Source organism: Kitasatospora sp. NPDC059817 (assembly GCF_042731835.1).
In the GTDB taxonomy this organism is placed as follows: Bacteria; Actinomycetota; Actinomycetes; order Streptomycetales; family Streptomycetaceae; genus Kitasatospora.
In genome coordinates this window covers 2,074-20,980 of the sequence record NZ_JBHWIR010000137.1, presented here as the reverse complement: position 1 = coordinate 20,980, position 18,907 = coordinate 2,074, and the positions used below count along the sequence as shown (strand labels likewise).

General features: G+C 74.6%; 17 protein-coding genes. 12 read left to right on the top strand and 5 right to left on the bottom strand.

Going from position 1 to position 18,907, the window contains the following annotated elements:
* Positions 1-53: 53 nt before the first annotated feature.
* From hisN to ACFV61_RS25550, 5 genes are all read right to left on the bottom strand, one after another.
* A complete protein-coding gene (hisN, locus tag ACFV61_RS25570) occupies positions 54-851 on the bottom strand; it encodes a histidinol-phosphatase (protein WP_063347890.1) in 798 nt (265 codons plus the stop codon).
* A 122-nt stretch (positions 852-973) separates the two neighbouring features.
* Positions 974-1,297 (bottom strand): multidrug efflux SMR transporter, encoded by a 324-nt coding sequence (locus tag ACFV61_RS25565; protein ID WP_063347889.1) that lies wholly within the window; start codon positions 1,295-1,297, stop codon positions 974-976.
* A 130-nt stretch (positions 1,298-1,427) separates the two neighbouring features.
* Positions 1,428-2,483 (bottom strand): ribosome small subunit-dependent GTPase A, encoded by a 1,056-nt coding sequence (gene rsgA, locus ACFV61_RS25560; RefSeq protein ID WP_380486057.1) that lies wholly within the window; start codon positions 2,481-2,483, stop codon positions 1,428-1,430.
* Between the two features lie 15 nt (positions 2,484-2,498).
* Positions 2,499-3,830: a 3-phosphoshikimate 1-carboxyvinyltransferase gene (gene aroA / locus ACFV61_RS25555; RefSeq protein ID WP_063347887.1), complete on the bottom strand. Its 1,332-nt coding sequence runs from the start codon at positions 3,828-3,830 to the stop codon at positions 2,499-2,501.
* 154 nt (positions 3,831-3,984) lie between these two features.
* On the bottom strand, positions 3,985-4,716 hold the full coding sequence (locus ACFV61_RS25550) for a M50 family metallopeptidase (protein WP_063347886.1): 732 nt from the start codon (positions 4,714-4,716) through the stop codon (positions 3,985-3,987).
* Positions 4,717-4,854: 138 nt separating this feature from the next.
* On the opposite strand from ACFV61_RS25550, the gene ACFV61_RS25545 reads away from it, so the two are divergent.
* From ACFV61_RS25545 to ACFV61_RS25490, 12 genes are all read left to right on the top strand, one after another.
* Positions 4,855-5,607, top strand: a complete 753-nt coding sequence (locus tag ACFV61_RS25545; RefSeq protein WP_380429957.1) for an SOS response-associated peptidase — start codon at positions 4,855-4,857, stop codon at positions 5,605-5,607.
* A gap of 73 nt (positions 5,608-5,680) precedes the next feature.
* Positions 5,681-6,316, top strand: coding sequence for an alpha/beta family hydrolase (locus ACFV61_RS25540; protein WP_380494061.1), 636 nt, complete (start codon positions 5,681-5,683; stop codon positions 6,314-6,316).
* Between the two features lie 310 nt (positions 6,317-6,626).
* Positions 6,627-7,370: a sigma-70 family RNA polymerase sigma factor gene (locus ACFV61_RS25535; RefSeq protein WP_063351149.1), complete on the top strand. Its 744-nt coding sequence runs from the start codon at positions 6,627-6,629 to the stop codon at positions 7,368-7,370.
* Complete coding sequence (gene rsrA / locus ACFV61_RS25530; protein WP_079135634.1) at positions 7,367-7,774, top strand: mycothiol system anti-sigma-R factor; 408 nt, start codon at positions 7,367-7,369, stop codon at positions 7,772-7,774. The genes ACFV61_RS25535 and rsrA overlap by 4 nt, the downstream gene beginning before the upstream one ends.
* A gap of 375 nt (positions 7,775-8,149) precedes the next feature.
* Positions 8,150-9,598, top strand: coding sequence for an HD-GYP domain-containing protein (locus ACFV61_RS25525; protein WP_063347883.1), 1,449 nt, complete (start codon positions 8,150-8,152; stop codon positions 9,596-9,598).
* Between the two features lie 23 nt (positions 9,599-9,621).
* Entirely contained in the window at positions 9,622-10,953 is a 1,332-nt protein-coding gene (locus ACFV61_RS25520; protein ID WP_380494059.1) for an HD-GYP domain-containing protein, read from the top strand.
* A gap of 315 nt (positions 10,954-11,268) precedes the next feature.
* Positions 11,269-12,261, top strand: coding sequence for a hypothetical protein (locus ACFV61_RS25515; protein ID WP_063347881.1), 993 nt, complete (start codon positions 11,269-11,271; stop codon positions 12,259-12,261).
* Positions 12,262-12,344: 83 nt separating this feature from the next.
* Positions 12,345-12,989 (top strand): peptide deformylase, encoded by a 645-nt coding sequence (gene def, locus ACFV61_RS25510; RefSeq protein WP_079135633.1) that lies wholly within the window; start codon positions 12,345-12,347, stop codon positions 12,987-12,989.
* Between the two features lie 321 nt (positions 12,990-13,310).
* The gene (gene cseB / locus ACFV61_RS25505) at positions 13,311-14,027 is read left to right on the top strand and encodes a two-component system response regulator CseB (protein WP_380342814.1); all 717 of its coding nucleotides are present in this window, start codon (positions 13,311-13,313) and stop codon (positions 14,025-14,027) included.
* A gap of 5 nt (positions 14,028-14,032) precedes the next feature.
* Positions 14,033-15,271: a sensor histidine kinase gene (locus tag ACFV61_RS25500; RefSeq protein ID WP_380494057.1), complete on the top strand. Its 1,239-nt coding sequence runs from the start codon at positions 14,033-14,035 to the stop codon at positions 15,269-15,271.
* 157 nt (positions 15,272-15,428) lie between these two features.
* On the top strand, positions 15,429-16,184 hold the full coding sequence (locus ACFV61_RS25495; protein WP_380494065.1) for an ABC transporter ATP-binding protein: 756 nt from the start codon (positions 15,429-15,431) through the stop codon (positions 16,182-16,184).
* 30 nt (positions 16,185-16,214) lie between these two features.
* Positions 16,215-18,782 carry an ABC transporter permease gene (locus ACFV61_RS25490; RefSeq protein ID WP_380494055.1) on the top strand — a complete coding sequence of 856 codons (2,568 nt, stop codon included), beginning with the start codon at positions 16,215-16,217 and terminating at the stop codon, positions 18,780-18,782.
* Positions 18,783-18,907 lie beyond the last annotated feature (125 nt).

Genomic DNA, 18,907 nt, shown 5'->3' with positions numbered 1-18,907 from the left:
CCAGAGGACTGGTCGACCGGGCCCGCACCACGTTCGGCCGCGCAGGAGAGCCCTTAGACGCTCAGGCGGCGCAGGGTCTCCTCGTGGAGGATGCCGTTGCTGGCGACGGCGTCGGCGCCGCCGGGGCCGGGCACGCCGTCCAGGCCGGTGAAGCGGCCGCCGGCCTCCTCGACGATGACGCAGTTGGCGGCCATGTCCCAGAGCGACAGCTCGGGCTCGGCGGCGATGTCGACCGCGCCCTCGGCCACCATCATGTAGGACCAGAAGTCGCCGTAGGCGCGGGTGCGCCAGCAGGCGCGGGTGAGGTCCAGGAAGGGGTCGAGGCGGCCGCGCTCCTCCCAGCCGGAGAGCGAGGAGTAGGAGAAGGAGGCGTCCTCGATCCGGGAGACGCCGGAGACGTGGATCCGGGAGGCCTTGGTGAGGCTGCGTCCGGCGTAGGCGCCGAGGTCCTTGGCCGCCCACCAGCGGCGCTGCAGCGCGGGGGCGGAGACGATGCCGACCACCGGGCGCTCGACGCCGTCCGGGCCGTCCTCCAGCAGGGCGATCAGGGTGGCCCAGACCGGGACGCCGCGGATGTAGTTCTTGGTGCCGTCGATCGGGTCGATCACCCAGCGGCGCGGGCCGGAGCCCTGGAGGCCGAACTCCTCGCCGAGCACCGCGTCGCGCGGGCGGGCGCGCTGCAGCACGCTGCGGACGAGCTCCTCGGCGGCCTTGTCGGCGTCGCTCACGGGGGTGAGGTCGGGCTTGGTCTCGACCTTCAGGTCGAGGGCGCGGAAGCGCTCCAGGGTGACCGAGTCGGCCGAGTCGGCGAGGACGTGGGCGAGTCGGAGATCGTCGTGGTAATCGGCCATGTCCGAAACCCTAGCGATCCCGCCCGGATCGGGACAGCCGGGCTCGCGGACCGGGACGGCCTGCCGGCGGCGAGCGGGCGAGCAGCAGGAGCGGGCCGGTGGCAGGGGTGGGCCGGTGACGGTCAGTGCGCCGAGCCGCTGAGCTGGAGGCCGATCACGCCGGCGATCACCAGGGAGATCGAGACCAGCTTCAGCACCGAGGTGGTCTCGTCCAGGAAGACCATGCCGTAGATGGCGGTGCCGGCCGCGCCGATGCCCGTCCACACCGCGTAGGCGGGGCCGACCGGCAGGCTCTTCAGGGACAGCGTGAGCAGGCCGAAGCTGCCCAGGGCGAACACGCAGAAGCTGATGGTGGGCCAGAGCTTGGTGAAGCCCTCGCTGAGCTTGAGGTTGATCGCGAAGCCGGTCTCCAGCAGGCCGGCCAGGACCACCAAGGCCCATGCCATCGCGTGCCCTCCCTGTCGATCGACGGGTCGGACCGCGCTGTGGCCCGACCTTCCTATGATCGCCAGGCCGGCGCGGTCCGACACCTCGAACGGTCGGGAAACCCATGGGACGGTAAAACCGCCGCCCGGGTCAGTCGCCCTCGCGGGCCTCCTTGCTGGCCAGCAGCCGGCGCAGCGAGTAGAGCCGGGCGCCCTCGGCGTGGCCGTCGGCGACCCAGGCGTCCAGCGCGCAGTCCGGTTCGTCGTGGCTGCAGGCGCGCGGGCAGTCGGCGGTGCCGGGCTCCAGGTCGGGGAAGGCGTGGATGACCCGGGACGGGTCGATGTGCGAGAGGCCGAAGGAGCGGAAGCCCGGGGTGTCGATCACCCAGCCCGGGTCCAGCGCCTTCTTGGAGCCCGGCTTCGCGCCCGGCGGCGGGGGCAGCCGCAGTGCCAGGGCGGACACGGTGGTGTGCCGGCCGCGCCCGGTGACCGCGTTGACCCGGCCGGTCTGCCGCTGGTGGTCCGGGACGAGGGCGTTGACCAGGGTGGTCTTGCCGACGCCGGAGTGGCCGATGAACACCGTGGAGAGGCCGCGCAGGTGCGCGCGGACGGCCTCGGCGCCGGCCGTCTCCAGTTCGTCCCGCCGGGTGACCACGTAGTCGATGCCGAGCGGCGCGTACGACTCCAGCAGCGGCCCGGCCGGGGCGAGGTCGGCCTTGGTGAGCACCAGCAGCGGCTCCATGCCCGCGTCGTAGGCGGCCACCAGGCAGCGGTCGATCAGCCGGGGCCGGGGCTCCGGGTCGGCCAGCGCGGTGACGATGGCCAGCTGCTGGGCGTTGGCGACGACGATCCGCTCGTACGGGTCGTCGTCGTCCGCGGTGCGCCGCAGCACCGAGCTGCGCTCCTCGACCCGGACGATCCGGGCGAGCGTGTCGTTGTCCCCGGAGAGGTCGCCGACGATGTTGACCACGTCGCCCACGACGACGCCCTTGCGGCCCAGCTCGCGGGCCTTCATGGCGACGATCTCGCGTTCCTGCTTGGTGCCCGGGTCGATCAGGCAGGTCAGCCGGCCGCGGTCGACGGTCAGCACCATCGCCTCGGCGGCGTCATCGTGTTTGGGCCGGATCCGGGTCCGCGGCCGGGATCCCCGGCGGGCGGGGCGGTTGCGGATGTCGTCCTCGTCGGCGTCCTTGCCGTAGCGGCGCATGTGCTCAGTCTCCGCTCAGGCGTCCGCCACCGCTTCGCCGAGCAGTTCCGCCCACATCTTCGGGAAGTCCGGCAGGGTCTTGGCGGTGGTGGCCACGTTCTCCACCTCGACGCCGGGCACGGCCAGGCCGACCACGGCGGCGGCGGTGGCCAGGCGGTGGTCCTCGTAGGTGTGGAAGACGCCGCCGTGCAGCGGGCGCGGGCGGATGCGCAGGCCGTCCTCGGTCTCGGTGACGTCGCCGCCGAGGTCGTTGATCTCCTTGGCGAGCGCGGCGAGCCGGTCGGTCTCGTGCAGCCGCAGGTGGGCGATGCCGTACAGGTGGGACTCGGAGTCGGCCAGTGCGGCGACGGCGGCGATCACCGGGGTGAGCTCGCCGACATCGTGCAGGTCCGCCTCGATGCCGTGGATCCGGCCGGTGCCGGTGAACTGCAGGCCCTCGTCGGTGAACTCGCAGGCGCCGCCCATCCGGGTGTAGATCTCGCGCAGCTGGTCGCCGGGCTGGCTGGTGTGCTTGGGCCAGTCGCGGACCGTCACCCGGCCGCCGGTGACCAGGGCGGCGGCGAAGAACGGCGCGGCGTTGGAGAGGTCCGGCTCGACCACCAGGTCGCGGCCGATCAGGGCGCCGGGGGTGACCCGCCAGACGTCCTTCTCGCCGCCGTCCTCGGGGGCGTCGACCTGGACGCCGGCCAGGCGCAGCATCTCGACGGTCATCCGGATGTGCGGCAGCGACGGCACCGGGCCGCCGACGTGCCGGACCTCGACGCCCTGGTTGTAGCGGGCGCCGGAGAGCAGCAGGGCGGAGACGAACTGGGACGAGGAGGAGGCGTCCAGCTCGACCGGGCCGCCGTCGAGCGCGCCGGTGCCGTGCACGGTCAGCGGGAAGGCGCCGCGGCCGCCGTCGTCGATCCGGGCGCCGAGCGCGCGCAGGGCGTTGATCACGCCGTGCTGGGGGCGCTCGTAGCTGCGCGGGTCGCCGTCGAAGTGCACCGGGCCGTCGGCGAGGACGGCGAGCGGGGGCAGGAAGCGCATCACGGTGCCGGCGTTGCCGACGTCGATCGAGGCGGGGCCGCGCAGCGCGGGGGTCGGGATGACCCGCCAGGCCTCGCCGCCGCCGGTGCCGCCGGAGTCGTTGTTGACCTTCTCCTCGATGCCGACGCCGAGGGCGCGCAGGCCGTCGGCCATCAGCTGGGAGTCGCGGCTGCGCAGCGGCCGGCGCACCCAGCCGGGCTCGTCGGCGAGCGCCGCCAGCACCAGGGCTCGGTTGGTGACCGACTTGGAGCCGGGGATGGTGACGGTGGCGTCAACGGGGGTGGTCGCGACGGGGGCGGGCCACAGGGTCTCGGTCATGGGGGCAAGTTTAGGGGCCGTACCGGAACGGCCCCTGCGCCAACCGCATGGCGGGACGGGGGAGGCCCGGTGCAGGGGTTGTGGCAGCCCGCCCGCGCCGCGGGGGCGGCCCGGCGCAGGGGCCGGAGCAGCAGGTTCGCGCCGAGGGCGGGGTTCAGTGCAGGGGCTGGAGCAGCCAGGTCGCGCTCAGGGCGAGGCAGGCGAGGGCGGTGAGCAGGAAGACGGTGATCCAGGCGAGGCCGGGGATGTGGGTGAGGCGGGCCAGCTGGTCGGCGTCGGAGTCGCGGGCCCAGCCGATGCGGCGCTGGTGCTGGAGTTCGAGGACCGGGCGGACGGCGCCGAACAGCAGGAACCAGCAGCCGAGGTAGGCGAAGCCGGCCTGGACCTCGGCGCTGCCGAACCAGGAGACCAGGAAGAAGGCGCCGCCGGCGACCAGCACGGTGAACAGGCCGAAGGCGTTGCGGATGCGCACCAGGAGGGCGAGCAGCAGGACGACGGCCAGCCAGAGCAGCAGGGTGATCCGGCCGGTGGAGAGCAGGGCGGCGCAGCCGAGGCCGAGCAGGGCGGGGGCGGTGTAGCCGGCGGCGGCGGTGAGGATCATGCCGGGGCCGGTGGGGCGGCCGTAGGAGAGGGTGAGGCCGGAGGTGTCGGAGTGCAGCCGGATGCCGGCGAGCCGGCGGCCGGTGACGAGGGCGATCAGGCCGTGGCCGCCTTCGTGGGCGATGGTCACGGCGTTGCGGGTGACGTGCCAGAGCGGGCGGGCGAGGACGGCGAGCAGGGCGGCGCCGGCGGTGGCCAGCACCAGCCAGCCGGGCGGCGCGGGCTGGGTGCCGGTGACCTGGTTCCACAGTTCGCCGAGGTTCTGGTCGGTGGGTTGTGCGCTCATCGTCTCGTCTCCGCCTCCGTCCGCTGCGTTGGGCCGTTCGGGGCAGCCTCCCATGCGGGGACGGGCGGGCGGGAGCGGACGGTTCTCCTGGCGGGATGAAGAAGTGGTGAGCGGGGCGGGCATGGCAAGCTGGCCCGCATGTGCGGTCGCTTCGCAGCCAGTGGCAAGCCCGAGGACATCGTCGAGCTGTTCGGCGTCGAGCAGTGGGATCCGGCGGAAACGCTGGCCCCCAACTGGAACGTCGCCCCGACCACCAGCGCCTTCGTGGTGCTGGAGCGGGTGCCGAAGGGCCGGGCGCGGCCGGTGCGCCAGCTGAGGGTGCTGCGCTGGGGCCTGGTGCCGCAGTGGTCGCGGTCGGCCGAGACGGCGGTGAAGATGATCAACGCCCGTTCGGACACGGTGCACGAGAAGCCCTCGTACCGGCAGGCGTTCGCCTCGCGGCGGTGCATTCTGCCGGTGGACGGCTACTACGAGTGGCAGACGGTGCCGGGCGAGCGCGGCAAGGCGCGCAAGAAGCCGTTCTTCGTGTCCCGGGCGGACGGCACCCCGCTGGCGCTGGCCGGGCTGTACGAGTTCTGGCGCGACCGGACGGTGCCGGCCGACCATCCGGCGGCCTGGCTGGTGACCTTCACCATCGTCACCACCGACGCCGAGGAGTCGCTGGCGCCGATCCACGAGCGGATGCCGCTGTTCCTCGACCCGGCCTCCTACGGCGAGTGGCTGGACCCGGGGCTGGACGACCCGGACGAGCTGCGCCGGCTGCTGATACCGCCGCCGCCCGGTGCGCTGCTGGCCACCCCGGTCTCGCCGGCGGTCGGCAGCATCCGCAACAACGGCCCGGAGCTGAAGGAGCCGTGGGCCGAGGCGGAGTACGAGACCACCCTGTTCTGATGTCTGAATGTTTGAAGTTCGACGATTGAGTCCTGACAGCTGAGGGAGCCTGAGCCGGTTGGAGCGACCGACGATGACCACCGAACTCGTCCCCACCGAGGTGGGGGACGCCCGGATCAGCTACCACCGGGCCGGTGCGCCGAAGGCGCTGCTGGCGCTCGGTCACGGCGCGGGCGGCGGGATCGAGGCCCGGGACCTGGTGGCGCTGGCCGCGGTGCTGCCGGCGCGCGGGATCACCGTGGCGCTGGTGGAGCAGCCCTGGCGGGTGGCGGGCAAGCGGCTCGCCCCGGCGCCGCGCACGCTGGACCGCGGCTGGACCCCGGTCGCCGGGCGGCTGGCCGGTCAGGGGCTGCCGCTGGTGGTGGGCGGGCGCAGCGCCGGGGCGCGGGTGGCCTGCCGGACCGGGGCGGCGAGCGGGGCGGTGGGGGTGGTGGCGCTGGCGTTCCCGCTGCACCCGCCGGGCCGGCCGGAGAAGAGCCGGGCGCAGGAGCTGCTGGAGTCGGGGGCGGCGACGCTGGTGGTGCAGGGTACGGCGGATCCGTTCGGCGGGCCGCAGGAGTTCCCGGAGCTGCCGCCCGGGCACGAGCTGGTGGCGGTGCCGTACGGCGGGCACGGTTTCGACGTGCCCAAGCGGGCGCCGGTGGGGCAGGACGAGGTGCTGGAGGCGATCTGCCGGGCGGTCGGGGACTGGGTGCTGCGGGTCGTCTGAGGCGGCGGGGTCGGCGGGGGCGGCCGTGAGCGGGGGGTTTCCGCTCGATCACCCGTACGAGCGATTTCGGGGCGGGCGCGGGAATGCGGGCGGGGTCGGGGTGGTTGGCACTCTCGTCAGTACGATTCCCGGTTGAGAGGCAGGGCAGATGGGTTCGATCGCGTGCCCCGAGCGGTCAGAGCAGCGCGAGGCCGCCGCGGCGTTCGGCCCCGCCTGGTCCGACTGGATTGTCGCGGGCGAGAAGCCCGTCAGCCCGATATCCTCCATTTCGGGGCGGCCCGCCGTGGGTCGTGCCCGCCATGCCGAGGAGGTGGGTCCGGTCGTCGGGACCGAGCACGAGGCCGAGCCGGGCCGGGGCCCGGAGGAGGGCCAGCCCACGGGCGAGGCGCTCACCGGTGAGGAGCTGGCCGAGGCGATCGGTGAGGACACCTTCCGGGTGTCGGCACAGGAGAGCGAGGAGGCCCGGCGGGAGCGCTTCGAGCGCGACGCCCTGGGCTACCTGGATCCGATGTACTCGGCGGCGCTGCGCATGACGCGCAACCCCGCGGACGCGGAGGACCTGCTCCAGGAGGCGTTCGCCAAGGCGTACGCGTCCTTCCACCAGTTCCGCGAGGGCACGAACCTCAAGGCCTGGCTGTACCGCATCCTCACCAACACGTTCATCAACTCGTACCGCAAGAAGCAGCGCGAGCCCCAGCGCACGGCGGCGGAGGAGATCGAGGACTGGCAGCTGGCCCGCGCCGAGTCGCACATGTCGACCGGTCTGCGCTCGGCCGAGACCCAGGCGCTCGACCACCTCCCCGACAGCGATGTGAAGGACGCGCTCCAGGCCATTCCGGAGGAATTCCGGATCGCCGTGTACCTCGCGGACGTAGAAGGCTTTGCGTACAAGGAGATCGCGGACATCATGGGTACTCCCATCGGCACGGTGATGTCCCGGCTGCACCGCGGCCGCCGTCAGCTGCGCGGCATGCTGGAGGATTACGCCCGTGAGCGCGGGCTCGTCCCGGCCGGCAGCGGGGCAGGGCAGGAAGCGAAGGGCTCGGGCTCATGAGCTGCGGCGATCCGCACGACACGGAGTGTGGCGAGGTCCTCGACCACCTCTACGAATTCCTCGACAACGAGATGGCCGAGGGCGACTGCGCCAAGCTGCGGGTGCACTTCGAGGAGTGCTCGCCCTGCCTGAAGCAGTACGGGCTGGAGCAGGCGATCAAGGCGCTGATCAAGCGTTCCTGCGGCTGCGACGACACCCCGGCTGACCTGCGCAGCAAGGTGCTGGCCAGGATCGACTCGATCCGGGCGGGGCAGCGTTCGGGCGAGCAGGTGGTGGTCGCCGTCGACACCACGGTCGAGCTGCACGTCGAGACGGACCGGCCGGCGCCGGCCGCCGGCGAGGCCCCGGAGGAGCCGACGGTCCGGCCCGGTGCCACCGTCGAGGCGGGCGCCCCGGCGGAGTAGCCGGGCGGCCGTTCAACGGTCGGGCGGTCGTTCAACGGCTGGGCGGTCGTTCAACGGCCGGGCGGAGCAAGCGGACGGGCCCGCCGGCGAGGGCGGGCCGAGCGGTCCGGACACGGAGTCAGACGGCCCCGGGAGCGTGCGCTCCCGGGGCCGCTCCCGTTGTGCTTGCGTGCGCCCCTCACTCGTTCGGGTGAGTTGGCGGTGCGCCAGCAGCGTCGTCGCGCCATCATGCGTCCTTGCGCCCGGGTGGCGGCCTATCCTCCTGACGGACGCTCACCGCCGGTCCGCCCGGCGAGCTGAGGCAACGCGGGCCCGGACGTCGGGGAGGTCGAGATCGCTATCGACGGCGAAGACGCGGCCCTGCCGGAGGGGGCGATGCGCTACCTGGTGGCCGTCCCGGTGGCGGCGCTGTGCTGCCTGCTGCCACTGCTGCCGACCGGCGTGCCGCCCGGGCTCCCGCGCTGGCTCGGCGCCCCGGTGGACTGGCCCAAGGTCGGGCTGCTGGCCTTCCTGCACGGCTGCTGGGAGTCGCTGGCCCAGGGCCTGCCGACGCCCTGCCTGCGGCTGGTCCGCCGACTGCTGCGCCGACCGCCGCCGCCCGAGCGGGCGCTCTCCCGCCCCGGGGTCAACGCCTTCTTCCCGGTGCTGTTCGCCGGCGTGCTGATGCTGCCGCCGGCCGCCGCCGCGCTGGTCGCGGTGCCCGCCGCGGTGCTCGGCGGCCCGGCCGGGCGCGGCTGCCGGACCCGCCAGCTGTGGAACGGCTCCCAGCTCGCGCTGTGCGCCTTCGCCTCCGCGGCCGCCTTCCACCTGCTGCACGGGCCGCAACTGCTGCTCGGCTCCCGCTTCCCGGCCGCGCTGCTGCCCGGCTTCGCCGCCGTCGTCACGTTCTGCCTGGTCAACGGGGTGCTGGTGGGCGCGATGCTGATGCTCGCGGAGGACCGCCGGCCCGTCGTGCTGCTGCGCGGGGCCGTCGCGGTGTGCGGGCTGCCGGTGCTGGTGCACGCGGCCGGCGGCCTGATGGTGGCCGTGCTCTGGCAGGGCCCGTACGGGGCGTTCGCGGCGCTGCTGGCGCTGCTGCCACTGTCGATCTCGGCCTGGGTGTTCGCCCAGGGCCAGCGCGAGCGGGACGCCCACCAGGCCACGGTGCAGTCGCTGGTGCAGGCCGTGGAGATCAAGGACTCGTACACCCGCGGGCATAGCGAACGGGTCGGCCGGGCCTCGGTGCTGATCGCCGGTCAGCTCGGCATGGAGGCCGAGCGGCTGCGCACCCTGCGCTTCGCGGGGATCCTGCACGACGTCGGCAAGCTGGGCGTGGCCACCGAGTTGCTGCGCAGAAACGGTCCCCTCAGCGAGGCGGAGCGGCGGGCCGTCGAGATCCACCCGGTGTACGGGTACGAGCTGGTGCGCGGGATCGCCTTCCTCGGCGAGGCGCACGCCGGGATCCTGCACCACCACGAGCGGATGGACGGCCGGGGCTACCCGAGCGGGCTGGTCGGCGAGCAGATCCCCGAGTTCGCCCGGATCATCTCGGTCGCCGACGCCTTCGACTCGATGACCTCCACCCGCTCCTACCGGCGCGGCCGCCCGGTCGCCGAGGCCGTGGCGGAGCTGGAGCGCTGCTCGGGCAGCCAGTTCGACCCGGTGATGGTCCGGGCCCTGATCGACGCGCTGGCCGGGCACGACTGGCAGCCGGTGCTGCCGCCGCCCGGGGACGGCATCCGGGCCGTCCCCGACATTCCGCTCGGGGTGCCCGAGCCGGCGCGGGCGGCGCCGGGCCGGGTGCCCGCGCAGGGCGGGAGCGTCCCCACGGCCGGGCAGCCGTGACCGCGGCCGGCCGGGAGGCCCGCGTGGTGCACGCGGCGGCGGCCGCGCTGCTGGTGTTCGCGGTGGGCGCGGTCGCGGTGCGCGGGGTGGCCGGGGCGAGGGTCGCGCTGGCGTTCACGGCGCTGATCGCGCTCGGCGAGTGCGTCCGGATCACCCTTCCGGGCGACCGCGAACAGGCGCCGATCGGCGCGGCCGGCGCGCTGGCGTACGCCCTGCTCGGGCCGCTGCGCGGGGTGCCCACCGCGCACGGGATGCTCCAGGTGGTCGCGGTGACCGGCGTCGGCCTGCTGCTGGCCTGGCTGCCCGGCCTCGCACTGCCCTGGCTCAGGGCGTGCCGCCCGGGCCGGGGCCGGCCGGGCCTGATCCAGCGGGCCCGCCCCGGCCGCCCGCACCGGCGCCCGCCCTGGGCCGACCCGGCCCGGCGGGACAGCGCCGCCCGCCGGCTGCTCGGGGTCGGCTTCGCCGCCGCCGTCTTCCAGCCGCTCTACAACGGCGGACTGGTCGACCGCTTCTCGCCCGAGGGCCCGGCGTACGGGGTGTTCCTGACCGCCGTCGCCGCGCTGGCCGCGCTCTGCGACGCGACCCTGGCGGCGCTGCTGCGCCGGTCGGCGGCCGGCCTGGAGGGCGGACTGCGGTTCCCGGCGGCGCTGGAGGACGAACTGCGCTCGCTGTTCGGGATCGGCTCGGCGATCGTCGCCACCGGGATGCTGGTCAGCCTGGCGGCCGGCGAGGTCGGGCTGTGGGCGCTGCCGCTGTTCTGCACCCCGCTGCTGCTCGCCCAGGTGTCCTTCCGGCGGGCCGCGGCCGTGCGGGCCACCACCGGGCAGACCATCGCCAGCCTGGCCCGGGCCACCGAGGTGGCCGGCTACACCCCGCACGGGCACGCCCGCCGGGTCGCGGACACGGCGTGCGCGCTGGGGCGCGAGCTGGGGCTGGGCACCCGGGAACTCGCCCTGCTGGAGTACGCGGCGCTGATGCACGACGTGGGCCAGCTGTCGCTGGTCGAGCCGGTGCCGGACGGCGCGACCGCGCTGCTGCCCTGCGCCGAACAGCAGCGGATCGCCCGGCTGGGCAGCGAGGTGATCCGCCGCACCGGGGTGCCCCGGCAGGTCGCCGAGCAGGTCGCCCGGCTGGCCGATCCGGTGCTCGGCACGGCCGGCGGGGACGGCGCGGTGCCGCTGGCGGCCCGGATCATCCGGGTGGCCAATGCCCACGACGACCTGCTGACGGCGGCCCGCGGCCGCGGGGTCGGCGAGGCGGTGGGCCGGCTGGAGGCGCTGGAGGTGCTGCGGCTGGGGCGCGGCCGGGTGTACGACGCCCGGGTGGTGGACGCGCTGGCCCGGGTGGGCGGCTAGGGCGTGTCCAGGCGGGCTTGGGTGCGGGCTTGAGTCCGACGGTCGGCCCGGGTCCCGTCGAGTGCCGCGGGGCGGACCGGCGGAGCGCCGCGGACCGGCGGGCCTGCGCCGGGGTTGAGACGGGGCGGCCGGGCGGGCAGGCTGGGTAGGGGCGGCCCCAACCTCGCCGGTGGGGAGCGCGGGCGGGGGCGGGCGTGGTTGGATGCGGTCGTAGCGTGGAACACCGACCCGGGGCACCGTGCCCCGGACCCCCGCGGAAGTGGATCCGGACGCGGCGGTACGGGACTTGAGCGGACGACGACGGCAGGGACGAACGTGAGGATCTTCCACCGGGCACGGCACCGGCCGTCCGCCACCTGGCGGCAGACGACCGACCGGGCCTTCACGCTGATCGGCGACGGCCGCTACGAGGACGCCGGCGCGCTGCTGGTGATGGCCGCCGACCTGGAGCCCTGGCTGTCCGACTCCTGGTTCAACCTCGCCCTGCTGCACAAGTTCCGCCGGGACTGGGAGCAGGCCCGCTCGGCCGGGCTGCGGGCCGTCGCCCTGCTGGACCGCGAGCACGGCGCCCCCGACTGGTGGAACCTCGGCATCACCGCGACCGCCTTGCAGGACTGGCCGCTGGCCCGCCGCGCCTGGCAGGCGTACGGGCTGAAGCTGCCCGGCGGCCCGGGCGGACAGCCGGACGGCCCGGTCAGCCTGGACCTCGGCACCACCCCGGTGCGGCTCTCCCCGGACGGCGAGTCCGAGGTGGTGTGGGGCCGCCGGCTGGACCCGGCCCGGATCGAGGTGCTGTCCATCCCGCTGCCCTCCTCCGGCCGCCGCTGGGGCGAGGTGGTGCTGCACGACGGCGCCCCGCACGGCGAGCGGGTCACCGACGGGGTCGCCTACCCGGTGTTCGACGAGATCGAGCTGTGGGCGCCGTCCCCGGTGCCGACCTACGTGGTGCTGCTCCAGGCCGCCACGGCGGGGGACCGGGACGCGCTGGAGCGGGTCGTCGCGGACGCCGGCTACGCGGCGGAGGACTGGACGTCCTCGGTGCGGCTGCTCTGCCGGGCCTGCTCGGAGAGCCGGATGGCCACGGACGACGGGCACACCGCCCACCACGACCCGCACGACGACGGCGACGCCGCGCACCCCGGACACCTCAGCCACCTCAGCCAGGGCGGGGAGGCCGGAATGTCCTGGTTGGTGGAGCGCGAGTGCGGGATCGCCGCGCCCGCCCTGCTGGTCCGCTCGCTGCTGGACCGCTGGGCCGCGGCCTCGCCCGGTACACGGGCGTACCGCGATCTGGAGGAAGTCTGTTGAGCGCGCCGCTTACCCTTGAGCGGTGTACCCGGCGAGAGCCGAATACCTGGACCATTCTCGGAAGCGGAAGCGGATAAGCAGCGATGGCGGAGCAGCACGACCACCAGCACGACCACGACCACGACCAGGAGTCGGCGGCCGACGAGGCCCCGCTGAAGGTGGTCGGCGAGCAGCCGGACCTCTCCAAGGGCACCGCGCGTCCGATCACCGTGGTGGGCAACCCGGTCCTGCACCGCGAGGTCAAGGACGTCACCGCGTTCGACGGTGAGCTGTCCGCGTTGATCGACGACATGTTCCAGTCGATGTACGCGGCCGAGGGCGTGGGCCTGGCGGCCAATCAGATCGGCGTGGACCTGAAGGTCTTCGTCTACGACTGCCCGGATGACGAGGGCGTGCGCCACATCGGCCACGTGATCAACCCGAAGCTGGAGGAGTACCCGGCGGACCGCCGGCGGGTGCTGGACGACAGCAACGAGGGCTGCCTGTCGGTGCCGGGCGCGTACGCCGAGCTGCCCCGCCCGGAGTACGCGGCGGTGACCGGCGTGGACAAGGACGGCCGGCCGATCCGGGTCGAGGGCACCGGCTTCTTCGCCCGCTGCCTGCAGCACGAGACCGACCACCTGTTCGGCACCCTCTACATCGACAAGCTGTCGAAGCGGGACCGCAAGGACGCGCTGAAGCAGATGGCCGAGGGCACCGCGCGGTACGCGACCGTGGCGAACGACTGACGAACCGTCAAGGGCCGGGGCGCGACGGGCGTCCCGGCCCTTTGCGTTTCCGCACTTGGCGTTCCCGCTCTTGCGCCTCCAGCGCCACCTGGCCCAGGGCCTGACCGCCGGGTCGGTCAAGGGGTGATCGGTGGCGGGTGCGGCGGGGGGCGTCGGTGGGTTTGTATCCGCCGGGTATCAGGGAGCGCGCGGCCTGACGTCGATGTGGGCGAGGAGGCCGGGGCGTCCGATATCTGCCGTATCGTGCCCTTGTCCGTTGCCGCCCGTCACCCGCTGCCGTCCGCCGCCGTTTGTCGCTGTCCGAGCAGGAGCCGTCCGCCCGTGCCCTCGCCCACGCCGCCCCCGCACCCCGTCCGCGTGCTGCTGGTCGAGGATGACGAGCTGATGCGCCGCTCCTTCACCGTCGCCCTGGAACGCTACGGCTACGGGATGCGCGCCGCGGCGGACGGCCTCACGGCGCTGGAGCTGTTCCGGGACGAGCAGTTCGACCTGCTGATCCTGGACGTGATGCTGCCCGGCCTGGACGGGATCGGCCTGTGCCGCAAGGTCCGGGAGACCAGCCTGGTGCCCGTCCTGATGATGTCCGCGCGCGGCGACGGCCTCGACGTCGTCGCCGGCCTGGAGGCCGGGGCGGACGACTACGTGGTCAAGCCCGTGGACACGTACGTGCTGGTGGCGCGCATCCGCTCGCTGCTGCGGCGGGCGACGTACGCGCCACCCGTCCCGGCGCCCTCGCCCGGAGCCGCCGACGGGGACGTCCTGGTGTTCGGGGACCTCACCGTCGACACCGCCGGAATGGAGGTGTCCGTCGGCGGGGCGCCGGTGGCGCTGACCCCGACCGAGCTGAAGCTGCTGCTGGAGTTCGCCGCCCACCCCGGCGTCGTGCTGGAGCGGCACACCCTGCTGCGCAACGTCTGGGAGTACGGCTGGGACGGCGACAGCCGGGTCGTGGACCTGTGCGTGCAGCGGCTGCGCCGCAAGCTCGGCCGGGAGCGGATCGAGACGGTCCGGGGCTTCGGCTACAAGCTCAGGCGCTGAGAGCGGTGCACACGACTCCCCGGCCCGCCCGCGCGCCCCTGCGCTGGAAGATCGCCGCGCTGGCCGCCGCCACCGCCTGCCTCGTCGCGGCGGCGGTCGGGGTGCTGGTGCACCTGTGGACCGCGCACGACATCCGCAGCCGGGCCGAGGCGCAGGCCTTCAATGCCGTCTACTCGGCCATGGACGTCTACCGGCGCACCGGATCGCTGGCGGGCGGCGCCGAACTCGACCCCGTCGACCTGCCCGCCGCCCTGCGCCACCCGGCCGACGGCGAACGGCACACGGCCTACGACGGGCACGCCGAAGGGAACTCGGGCCCGAGCTACTGGGCCGCCCAGCGCACCGGCGGGCCCGGCAGCCCCGTCCTCGCCCTCCGGGTCAACCTGGCACCGCAGCTCTCCGACCTGCCCCGGCTGGACGCGGCGATGGCGGTGGCCTCGCTGGTCGCGCTCGCGGCGGCCACGCCGGCCGCGGTCTACGGGGCCGGACTGCTCGCCCGCCGACTGCGGCGGGTCGCCGAGACGGCGGGCCGGATCTCCGCCGGGGACCTCGACGCCCGGACCGGGCCCACCAAGGGCGGCGACGAAGTCGCCGACATCGCGGCGACGGTGGATCTGATGGCCGACAGCCTCGGCCAACGGCTGCGCTCCGAACGGCAGTTCACCGCGGACGTGGCGCACGAGCTGCGCACACCGGTCGGCGGACTGCTGGCCGCCGTCGACCTGCTGCCGGCCGGCGAGACCGAGGACCTGATCCGGGCGCGGGTGCGGGACCTGCGCGGGCTGGTCGAGGACCTGCTGGAGATCTCGCGGCTGGACGCCGGGGCGGAGGAGGTGGCGCGGGCCCGGGTGCCGCTCGCGGCCGTCGTCCGGGAGGCCGCGCTGCGCACCGGGTTCGAGGCCGAGATCGCCGTGGCGGCGGAGCGGACGGTGGAGACCGACCCGCGGCGGCTGGAACGGATCGTCGGCAACCTCGTCGTCAACGCGCACCGGCACGGGGCCGCCCCCGTCCTGGTCACCGTCCAGGACCGTACGGTCGTCGTGCGCGACCACGGCCCCGGCTTCCCACCGGACCTGCTGCGCCACGGCCCGCGCCGCTTCCACACCGGCGCCGCCGAGCGCGGCACGGGCCACGGGCTGGGGCTCACCATCGCGCTGGGGCAGGCCCGGCTGCTCGGGGCGGAGCTGCGCTTCGACAACGCGGAGGACGGCGGCGCGGTGGCGACGCTGCGGCTGCCGGGCTGACCGCGGCAGTTGCTACGGGACTGCTGCGAAGCGGCGCGGGGACTGATACACGGCGGCGCAGGGGCCTGATACGTACCCCGGACACCCTTCGAAGTGCACCGACTCGCACCTTGACTCGCACCTCGACTCGCGCCTTCGGACAGGAGCCCCTCCCGTGATCGCCAACCCCCTTGCCCTGCAAGCGACCCCCGGGGTCGCGGCCGCCGTCGTCGACTTGACGAAGACCTACGGCGGCGGCGACACCCGGGTCACCGCCCTGGACCGGGTCAGCGTGGCCTTCCGGGAGGGCGAGTTCACCGCGATCATGGGCCCGTCCGGCTGCGGCAAGTCCACCCTGATGCACTGCGCGGCCGGGCTCGACACCCCCACGTCGGGGTCGGTGCGGATCGGCACGACGGAGCTGGGCGGCCTGGGCGACCGGCAGCTCACCCGGCTGCGGCGGGACCGGGTCGGCTTCATCTTCCAGGCGTTCAACCTGCTGCCCACCCTGACCGCGCTGGAGAACATCACGCTCCCGCTGTCGCTGGCCGGGCGCACGCCGGACCGGCAGTGGCTGGACCGGGTGGTGTCGATGGTCGGGCTCTCCCATCGCCTCGACCACCGGCCGGCCGAACTGTCCGGCGGGCAGCAGCAGCGCGTCGCGGTCGCCCGGGCGCTGGTCGCGCGGCCCTCGATCGTGTTCGGCGACGAGCCGACCGGCAACCTCGACTCCCGGGCCGGGGGCGAGGTGCTCGGCTTCCTGCGCGGCTCCGTCAGGGAGTTGGGGCAGACGGTGGTCATGGTGACCCACGACCCGGTGGCCGCCGGGTACGCGGACCGGGTGGTGTTCCTGGCCGACGGGCGGCTGGTCGACGAGATGGCGCACCCGACGCCGGACCGGGTGCTGGACGTCATGAAGTCCTTCGCCGGCTGACCCCGCACCCGCCACTTCCGAAAGCTGATCATGCTGACCACAGCCCTGCGCAACGTCCTGGCGCACAAGGCCCGGCTGCTCATGACCGTCCTCGCGGTCTGCCTCGGCGTCGCCTTCGTCTCCGGCACCCTCGTCTTCGCGGACTCGACCGCCGCCGTCCAGCGGGCGGCCGCGTCCCGCACCTTCGCCGACGTCGCGGTCAGCGTCACCGCGAAGGAGCCCGTCGCCACTCCTGACCAGCCGGGCGTATTGACCGACGTGCTGGCGCGCAGGCTCGCGGACGTGCCCGGCGTCGCGGCGGTACGGCCGTCGGTTGACGGGAGCGCCACCTTGAACGCGGCCGACGGCAGGCCGCTGCGGGTCAAGCGGGGTACGAACCTCGCGGCCGCCTACGTCCCGGGGCGCGACGGCAAGGACGTCCGCTACCCCGTGGTCGAGGGGCGGGCCCCCGCCGGTGCCGATGAGATCGCCGTCGACCGGGGCACCGCGGCCGCCGGCCGGTACCGGGTGGGCGACACGATCACGCTCGCCACGGACGGCCCGGCCCTCACCGCGCGCCTGGTCGGCACCGTCACCACCGGGGACACCCGGGTCACGGCCGGCGGCACGCTCACCCTGTTCGACCGGGCCACCGCACAGCGGCTGTTCGCAACTCCCGGGAACTACACCAGCCTTGAAGTCTCCGCCGGACCGGGCGCCGGCCAGTACGAGCTGGCGGAGCGGATCGCCGCCACCCTGCCGCCCGGCACGGCCGAGGTCACCACCGGACAGGCACAGGCGGCCCAACAGGCCCTCTACGTCGGCACGTTGACCCGGGGCTACCAGAAGCTGCCGATGGTCTTCGCCGGGGTGTCGCTGTTCATCGGCTCGTTCCTCGTGGTCAACACCTTCACCATGCTCGTCGCCCGGCGCACCCGGGAGATCGCCCTGCTGCGGGCGGTGGGCGCGACACGGCGCCAGGTGGTGCGCTCACTGCTGGCCGAAGCGGCGTTGGTCGGGGTCGTCGCGTCGATGGCGGGGTTCGCCCTCGGGCTCGGCATCGCGGCCGTACTGCCCGGACTGCTGAGCGGTGACGGGAACCAGGTGTCGAAGGGCCCGCTCGTCATCGGGCCCCGGCCGGTGGCGGCGGCCCTGTTTGTCGGGATCGGCGTGACGGTGCCGGCCGCCTGGCTGCCGTCGCGCAGGGCGGCGCGGATCGCGCCGATCGAGGCGCTGCGGGCGGCGGCCGCGCCGCCCGGCGGGCGCTCACGGCTGCGTCCGATCGCCGGGGTGGGGCTGCTCGTGCTCGGCGCCGGCCTGCTGACCGCGCTCGCGCGTTCGGCCGAGGACGCCTCCGAGGAGAACCTGCGCAACGCGATGCTCGGCTGCGGGGTCCTGGTCGTCGCCCTGATCGTGCTGGCGCCGACCCTCGCCGTCCCGGTGATCCGGCTGACGGGCCGCCTCACCCGGCGGTTCGGCGTCGCCGGCCTCCTGGCCCGGCAGAACGCGCTGCGCGACCCCCGGCGCACGGCGGCGACCGCCGCCACGCTGCTGATCAGCACGGCACTGGTCAGCGGGCTCGCCACCATCGGCCACTCCACCGGGCAGGCCCTCGACCGGCAGACGGCGGACGGGCTCGCGGCCGACTACGTGATCAGCACCGGCGACACCATGACCGGCATCGACCCGGCCGCCGTCCAGCGGGTGGCCGGCGCCCCCGGGGTGCGCGGCGCGAGCGCGGTCGCCGACTCCACGGCGGTCATCGGCGGCAAGGTGCGCGAGATCTCCGGCATCGACCCGGCCGATGTGGAGCCGGCCGACGTAGAGCCGGACGGCGTCGGCCAGGTGCTGAAGCTCGACTTCGTGAGCGGCTCCGCGCAGGACCTCGGGCCCGGCCGGATCGCCGTCTCCAGCAGCGTCGCCCGGGAGACCGGGGTGAGCACGGGAGGCCAGGTCAACGCCCGCCTCGGCCGGAGCGAGGAGTTCACGCGGTACACCGTCGTCGGCGTCTACCAGGACAACCCCACCGCCCACGACGCGGTCGGCGCCCGGGCCGACGTGCAGAAGCACAGCTTCAAGCCCGGCTCCGTCCAGCGGATCCTCGTCCGGGGCGACAGCGCGTCCGGAGAGGGGCTGCGGGCGGCGGTCGGCAACAACCCGCTGCTGAAGGTGCAGAACCGGGCCGAACTGGTGCGCGAAGCGGCGGGGACGATGGGCGACCTGCTGACGCTGATGTACGGGCTCCTCGGCATCGGCGTCGTGATCTCCGCCCTCGGCATCGTCAACACCCTGGCCATGTCCGTCACCGAACGGACGCGCGAGATCGGCGTCCTGCGCGCCATCGGCATGGACCGCCGGGGCATCCGTCGGATGATCCGCCTGGAAGCCGTGACGGTCGCGGCCTTCGGCACCCTGCTCGGCCTGGCCGCCGGCCTGTTCGGCGCCTGGGCCGTCGGCGCGCTGGCCGGCGGCGCGGTCAAGCAGTACACGCTGGCCGTGCCCTGGGGGACCCTGGCCCTCCTCTGCCTCGCCTCCCTCACCATCGGAGCCCTCGCCGCCACCCTCCCCGCCCGCCGGGCAGCCACCCTCAGCCCCCTGGAGGCGGTCGCGGCGGCGTGAGCGCCCCGCCTGCCCGACGGTCCCCGCCCCGCGCGGACCCCGGGCGGGGGGCCGCAGCGGCCGGGGGGGGGCCGGGTTTTCGGGTGGTTTCGGGTGGGGGCCCCGCTAACCTAGTGGGCCCACCA

Coding starts and splice junctions, on each gene's coding strand:
- hisN (WP_063347890.1), bottom strand. CDS start 851: ATGGCCGATTACCACGACGATCTCCGACTCGCCCACGTCCTCGCCGAC.
- ACFV61_RS25565 (WP_063347889.1), bottom strand. CDS start 1,297: ATGGCATGGGCCTTGGTGGTCCTGGCCGGCCTGCTGGAGACCGGCTTC.
- rsgA (WP_380486057.1), bottom strand. CDS start 2,483: ATGCGCCGCTACGGCAAGGACGCCGACGAGGACGACATCCGCAACCGC.
- aroA (WP_063347887.1), bottom strand. CDS start 3,830: ATGACCGAGACCCTGTGGCCCGCCCCCGTCGCGACCACCCCCGTTGAC.
- ACFV61_RS25550 (WP_063347886.1), bottom strand. CDS start 4,716: ATGAGCGCACAACCCACCGACCAGAACCTCGGCGAACTGTGGAACCAG.
- ACFV61_RS25545 (WP_380429957.1), top strand. CDS start 4,855: ATGTGCGGTCGCTTCGCAGCCAGTGGCAAGCCCGAGGACATCGTCGAG.
- ACFV61_RS25540 (WP_380494061.1), top strand. CDS start 5,681: ATGACCACCGAACTCGTCCCCACCGAGGTGGGGGACGCCCGGATCAGC.
- rsrA (WP_079135634.1), top strand. CDS start 7,367: ATGAGCTGCGGCGATCCGCACGACACGGAGTGTGGCGAGGTCCTCGAC.
- ACFV61_RS25525 (WP_063347883.1), top strand. CDS start 8,150: ATGCGCTACCTGGTGGCCGTCCCGGTGGCGGCGCTGTGCTGCCTGCTG.
- def (WP_079135633.1), top strand. CDS start 12,345: ATGGCGGAGCAGCACGACCACCAGCACGACCACGACCACGACCAGGAG.
- ACFV61_RS25490 (WP_380494055.1), top strand. CDS start 16,215: ATGCTGACCACAGCCCTGCGCAACGTCCTGGCGCACAAGGCCCGGCTG.